5 protein-coding genes are annotated in these 6,000 nt (G+C 65.6%); 2 read left to right on the top strand and 3 right to left on the bottom strand.

All coding sequences use genetic code 11. From position 1 onward, the window contains the following. Positions 1 to 82: 82 nt before the first annotated feature. Both VLR48_RS01485 and nagZ read right to left on the bottom strand, forming a co-directional pair. Positions 83 to 634 carry a hypoxanthine-guanine phosphoribosyltransferase gene (locus tag VLR48_RS01485; RefSeq protein WP_325290079.1) on the bottom strand — a complete coding sequence of 184 codons (552 nt, stop codon included), beginning with the start codon at positions 632 to 634 and terminating at the stop codon, positions 83 to 85. Further along, the gene (gene nagZ / locus VLR48_RS01490; protein ID WP_325290080.1) at positions 631 to 1,707 is read right to left on the bottom strand and encodes a beta-N-acetylhexosaminidase; all 1,077 of its coding nucleotides are present in this window, start codon (positions 1,705 to 1,707) and stop codon (positions 631 to 633) included. The genes VLR48_RS01485 and nagZ overlap by 4 nt, the downstream gene beginning before the upstream one ends. A 380-nt stretch (positions 1,708 to 2,087) precedes the next feature. Between nagZ and VLR48_RS01495 the strand changes: the two genes are divergently transcribed. Then, positions 2,088 to 2,663 carry a hypothetical protein gene (locus VLR48_RS01495; protein WP_325290081.1) on the top strand — a complete coding sequence of 192 codons (576 nt, stop codon included), beginning with the start codon at positions 2,088 to 2,090 and terminating at the stop codon, positions 2,661 to 2,663. A 163-nt stretch (positions 2,664 to 2,826) separates the two neighbouring features. Here VLR48_RS01495 and VLR48_RS01500 read toward each other — a convergent pair whose 3' ends face one another. Then, positions 2,827 to 3,723 (bottom strand): PDZ domain-containing protein, encoded by an 897-nt coding sequence (locus VLR48_RS01500; protein ID WP_325290082.1) that lies wholly within the window; start codon positions 3,721 to 3,723, stop codon positions 2,827 to 2,829. A gap of 253 nt (positions 3,724 to 3,976) precedes the next feature. On the opposite strand from VLR48_RS01500, the gene ftsH reads away from it, so the two are divergent. Continuing rightward, positions 3,977 to 5,911: an ATP-dependent zinc metalloprotease FtsH gene (gene ftsH / locus VLR48_RS01505; RefSeq protein ID WP_325290083.1), complete on the top strand. Its 1,935-nt coding sequence runs from the start codon at positions 3,977 to 3,979 to the stop codon at positions 5,909 to 5,911. The last annotated feature ends 89 nt before the right edge of the window (positions 5,912 to 6,000 follow it).

The raw sequence follows: 6,000 nt of genomic DNA on the forward strand, positions 1-6,000 counted from the left end.
GGATGTATACCAAAGCTCAAAAGGTGTCAAAAAGCGGGCACTTATATTCCCGTTTCAACAAATACCCATAAAGCCGTCGCGCCTACACGTCTTCGCCGGCGACCGCATAGATCCCGGCGGCATTTCTGAAGTAGCCCTTGTAGTCGAGCCCGTAGCCGTAGAGATAGCGGTCCGCGACCTGCACGCCGACGACATCGGCCTCGCACGCGTGCTCGCGCTCTTTGGACACCAGCACCGCGGTGTGCACGCTTGCCGCCCCGTCTTCAAGACAGGCATCGACGATCCGACGCAGCGTGATGCCCTCGTCGAGGATGTCGTCGAGCACCAAGACATGCTCGCCGCGGATGGCATCCGACGGACGGTAGCGCCAGACGATCTCCCCGCCGCTGGTGCGGCCCTGATAGCGACTGGCATGGATATAGTCGACCCGCAGTTGAAACTGCAGCCGCGGAAGCAGAAGGCCGGCGACAAAGACCGCTCCCGTCATAACGCAAAGCACCAGCGGATCCTTTCCGGCGAGACGCTCCGTGATCGACGCGGCCATCCGGTCGAGCGCCGCATCGATCGCCTCGGGCGTAACCAGTTGTTGCGCACGTGCGGCGACGGCGTCGTAGTCTTGCGGATCGAGCTTCATCCAGTTGCCTCCGGGTCGGTCGGATCGAGGAGCTCCAGATCGAGCGTCTCGAGCCCCTCGAGAAGAGCGACGCACCGCACGCCGTGCTGCCACTCGGGCTGCTCGTGCAGGCGTGCACGCTCATGCTGACCGCGGCCGTGCATCCTGAGCAGACGCAGCTCGGCCGCGGGGTCGTGATGATCGGCGAACGCATCGAGAACCGAGAGCGCCGCCGGACGGTTGTTGCAGACCAACAACGTATCGCAACCGGCGGCCGAGGCAGCGCGTGCACGCTCGACCGGATCACCCCCGGATGCCGCGGCACCCATGTTGAGGTCGTCGCTGAAGATCACCCCCTGAAAACCGAGCCGACCGCGCAGGATGTCGCGCAGCCAGACCGGCGAGAATCCGGCCGGTCGGTCATCCACCAGCGGGTAGCGGACGTGGGCCGGCATGATGCCTTCCAACGCATGCGCAATCAGGCGCTCGAAGGGAATCAGATCCTCCATCAACAGATCCGTGTAAGGTCTTGGATCGACGGGGAGCGCAAGGTGTGAGTCCGTGCTCACCCCGCCATGTCCGGGAAAATGCTTGCCCACGCCGGCCATACCTGCGCGGCGCACCCCGTCGAGCCAGGCGAGCGCCAGGTCGCCCACCATACGCGCCCGATTTCCGAAGGCGCGATCCCCGACCACCGGATTGAGCCCGCGGTCTAGATCGAGCACGGGTGCGAAGCTGAAATCCACGCCGACCGAGCGCAGCTCCGCGGCCATCAGCCAGGCGACGGACCCGCAGCTGGCGCGCGCGTCTCTGGGATGCCGATTGTAGAGATCGGCGAAGCGGCCCGCGGGCGGCAGTCGCGTAAAACCCTCGCGAAAGCGCTGAACCCGCCCGCCTTCTTGATCGACCGCAATCAAGAGATGCGGCTCGCGCAGCGCGTGGATCTCGGCGGTCAGCTCGGCGAGCTGCCCGGGAGACTCGAAATTACGTGCGAAGAGGATGACCCCCCCCACGGCGGGATGGCGCAAGACCTCGCGATCCTCGGCGTCGAGCGCCGTTGCGGCGACATCGAGCATGACGGGACCCAAAGACACCGGCTAGCCCCCCGCCTCCGGACCAAGATAACGCCCCGGCAGGCAGCCCTCGCGCCGACACCGCATCCACCGACCCGCTCTTGCTCGCTTCATAGGCAACACCGCTCGCGTCACATCCGTCCGCGGCCGAGAATCGCCGCAGCATACCGACCCCAAGGATCGAGGTTTACGGCCGCCGTTGTAACACAGCAACAGCCGCACTCCTAGGGCCGCCGCGTACTCGACCGCCCCGGGGCTGCGCGCGCAGGCCCGAGACCGCTATGATAGGCCCCGTCGGTGGTTCTCCGCACCCGCCGGACGTTCTCGAAGCGCCCGAGCGACAGGCGTCCGGCGGCTCTTCCGACCGCCTCTTCCGTCCAATTCAGCAAAGGTCCGCGTCTATGTTGTTCCGCCGTTTCTCGCACCTGCTGCTCGTCGCCGTTGCCACCTTGGCGATTGCGAGCTGTGGATCCAGCCCGACCTCCGCTCCGGTCCAGACCTCGACAAGGATCGGGACCTCGACGGTGATCGGGACGCCGGCCCCGGCCAGGCCCAAGGCGACGGCCGCCGGAGAGATCTACGATGGCCCCCCGGCCCTCGCGATCGCCCCGGTTGTCGACGGACGCTCCTCGGCGACGCCGGAGGTCTCTGCCTGGTGGATCCAAAAACTCATTGCTGAGGACTTAGACCGCAGCGACCTCTTCGCCGGCGTGATTCCGCTCGAGCACGCCTCCGAGGCGCACGAAGGAGGACTGCTCATCCAACCGGCGCTCACGGCATTGACCTGGACCCAACCCAATCAGCGCAGCGGGACCATCGCCATGCGGATCCGCGCGAGCGATACCGCAACAGGCCGGGTGAGCCTGGACCGGGTCTACACCGCATCCTGTCGCGACTGCAAAGTGCCGCCGGGCCAACCCGCTGTTGCCGGTCCCTTGGCGGTCTTGATGCAGGACGTCGCGAAGGATCTGCGTTGAGGGGAAGGCGATTTCCGGAAAAAGATCGATCGGCAGAGCCGGAACCAGGAAAACTGCTCGAAGGCTCTACTCGTTGTCGTTGTCGTTGTCGTTGTCGTAATCGGATTCCGGACAACCACGAACACGACAACGACAACGACAACGAAAAAGTCTGCGACGGGGGTCAGGGCGCGGGCCCGATCCGCGCCGAATCCAGAGTGACGCCGAGCGGACCGCGCGGGACCCAGGTCTCGATCACGCGGCCGCCGCGGCGGACCTGCACCGCGACCTGCTCCCCGTATTCGCCCTCGGTGGTTTTGCTGCGCAATTCCGAGAAATCGAACAGTCGCTCGTCGGCATAGGACTCGATCAGATCGCCCGCTTGCAGTCCCGCAATCTCGGCCGCCGATCCCGGAATGACCGAATCGACCTTCACGCGATTGTCGGCACCCGTTCCATAGAGATAGCGGTCATAGATGTCGTCGCCGATCTCTTCGCGAAGCGAGCGCTCGTCCGCGTTGATCCGCGAGAGCTCCTCGCGATACTGGGCGGTCCCGACCCAACCTTCGCGAATGGCCTGATCGCGCAAAGAGAGACGCTCCAGCGAGCGCTGCGCCTCCTTCAGGACCAAATCCTCGGCCATGCCCGGATCCACGCCCGCGGCCACGAGCGCGCCGCGCCGCTCATCAGCGGTGCGCGGTGCCGGCGGCCGATCCTCCTGGGCGCCGCCGGTCGCTGTCGAGGCGCTCAGGACGCGGTTCATCGTCTGCTCCACGCTCGCCAGTCGAACGCGCAGGTCCGTGATCTGCGACTCCAGGTCTCGCAGCGCCCGGGGTGTGAGCGCATCGCGCGCGGACCCGTCCGACTTGGCCGGCGGCACGTCCGGGGTCGGGTCGAGATCCTCGGTCACACTCAGCGCAGTCGGGAGCGGCATCGCCGAGGCCATCTCGGCAACGCGATCGGCATCGGACGAGGCCGGAGGCTGCGGCTCGGTCATCGCGAGATAGCCGGCGACTGCGGCGGCGCCGATGAGTGAACCGGCCGCAAAGACGGCCGACAAGACAGGAACGGCTGGTTGCATCTTCGTAGAGCCTCTATCAAATGGACGTGAGCCTGCGACCGCAATCGGTCCGGCGCGTTCCCGACAGATTCGCACCGCGGAACGACGGCGCGCGGCTGCTCGCCGAGCCCTCAAAACTGCTAAGCTCACCTCGGTCATCGACCGCGGCAGCGTTTCCGTTGGTTTTCGGACCCATGCCCCGATGTACCCGCCAATGCCGCGAGGCAGAGCATCGAGCTCCAGCCGAGCGATGGTCAACGAGGACAGCCCGAGAATGAATGCCAAAAACTTAAATCTGCTGCTGTGGGTCGCCGTCACCATCTGGCTGGTGATGATGTTCAACAGCATGACGACCTCCGATCCGATCGAGTCCCGCAGCTTGAGCTACAGCCAGTTCCTTCAAGAGCTCTCTGACGGGTCGATCCGCGAGGTCACCATCCAGGACCAGAAGGTCAAGGGACTGAGGACCGACGGATCCCGTTTCGAGACCTTCGACCCGGGTGATCCCGCACTGGTCGGCGATCTCCTGGAGAACGGAGTGAGCATTCGCGCCGAGCCGCCCGAGCGCCCCAGCGTCCTGGCTCAGATGCTGATCGCCTGGTTGCCCTTCCTCCTCTTGATCGGCGTCTGGTTCTGGTTCATGCGCCGCAACATGGGCGGCGGCGGTGGCGGCGGCGGGATCTTCAACTTCGGCAAGAGCCGCGCGCGTCAGCACGCGGAAGGCGAGGTCAAGGTCACGCTGCGCGATGTCGCAGGTGTCGAAGAGGCGAAGGAAGAGGTCGGCGAGCTGGTGGATTTTCTGCGTAATCCGCAGAAATTTTCGAACCTCGGCGGTCGCATCCCGCGCGGCGTCCTGATGGTCGGCCCTCCCGGAACGGGTAAGACGCTGCTGGCGCGGGCGATCGCGGGCGAGGCCAAGGTGCCCTTCTACAGCATCTCGGGCTCGGACTTCGTCGAGATGTTCGTCGGTGTCGGCGCCTCGCGCGTTCGCGATCTCTTCGAGCAGGCCAAAAAGGCCGCGCCCTGCATCATCTTCATCGACGAGATCGACGCCGTCGGTCGCAAGCGCGGTGCGGGTCTGGGCGGCGGTCACGACGAGCGCGAGCAGACCCTCAACCAGCTCCTGGTGGAGATGGACGGATTCGCGGGCAACGAGGGCATCATCGTGATCGCGGCGACCAACCGGGCCGACGTTCTGGACCCCGCACTCTTGCGTCCGGGCCGATTCGACCGCCAGGTGGTCGTCGGTCTCCCGGATCTGGCCGGTCGCGCGGCGATCCTCGAGGTGCACATGCGCAAGGTGCCGATCGCCGAAGACGTCGACGCGCGCACCATCGCCCGCGGGACACCCGGTTTCTCGGGTGCCGATCTGGCCAACCTGGTCAACGAAGCCGCCCTCTTCGCGGCCCGCGCCGGGCATACCGAGGTCTCGATGCAGATGTTCGAGCGCGCCAAGGACAAGATCATGATGGGTGCGGAGCGGCGCAGCATCGTGATGTCCGAGTCCGAGCGCAAGTTGACCGCCTATCACGAGGCCGGCCACGCCATCGTCGGGCGTCTGGTGCCCGAGCATGACCCGGTGCACAAGGTCAGCATCATCCCGCGCGGACGTGCCCTCGGCGTGACCTTGTTCCTGCCCGAGCGCGATCGCTACAGCATGAGCAAGCGTCAGCTGGAGAGTCAGCTCTCGACCCTGTTCGGCGGACGTCTGGCAGAGGAGATGATCTTCGGGCCCGAGCACGTGACGACCGGCGCCTCCAACGACATCGAGCGCGCGACCGATATCGCACGCAACATGGTGACGCGCTTCGGTTTGTCGGACAACCTGGGTCCGCTGGCCTATGCCGAGGACGAGGGCGAGGTCTTCCTCGGCCGCTCGGTGACGCAGCAACGTCAGGTCTCGCCCGAGACCGCGCAGGCGATCGACAAGGAGGTACGTCAGATCATCGACCGCAACTACAAGCGCGCCAAGCAGATGCTCGAGGAGAACATCGAGAAGCTGCACACGATGGCCGAGGCGCTGCTGAAGTTCGAGACGATCGGCAAGGATCAGATCGACGACATCATGTCCGGTCAGCCGATGCGTGAGCCCGAAGACGACGCCGGCAACGCGAAGCCGACGTCCGGCAGCAGCAACGGCGACCTCCCCAAAGGAGGCGCGCCGCGCAAGGAGCCGCCCGTCGTCGGAGGTGCCGTCGGCGGGGTCTGACCTAACGCTGCGACAATCCCGTCCGGCCGTCGGCCGGACGGATCAATTCAAGCCCTCGCAATCGATTGCGAGGGGTTTTTTGTTTTATA

Origin of the sequence: Thiocapsa sp., from assembly GCF_035467215.1 — a bacterium.
Taxonomy (GTDB): Bacteria; Pseudomonadota; Gammaproteobacteria; order Chromatiales; family Chromatiaceae; genus Thiocapsa.

Excerpts from the sequence above, each read along its gene's own strand:
- VLR48_RS01485 (WP_325290079.1), bottom strand. The coding sequence starts at position 634 with ATGAAGCTCGATCCGCAAGACTACGACGCCGTCGCCGCACGTGCGCAA.
- VLR48_RS01495 (WP_325290081.1), top strand. The coding sequence starts at position 2,088 with ATGTTGTTCCGCCGTTTCTCGCACCTGCTGCTCGTCGCCGTTGCCACC.
- VLR48_RS01500 (WP_325290082.1), bottom strand. The coding sequence starts at position 3,723 with ATGCAACCAGCCGTTCCTGTCTTGTCGGCCGTCTTTGCGGCCGGTTCA.
- ftsH (WP_325290083.1), top strand. The coding sequence starts at position 3,977 with ATGAATGCCAAAAACTTAAATCTGCTGCTGTGGGTCGCCGTCACCATC.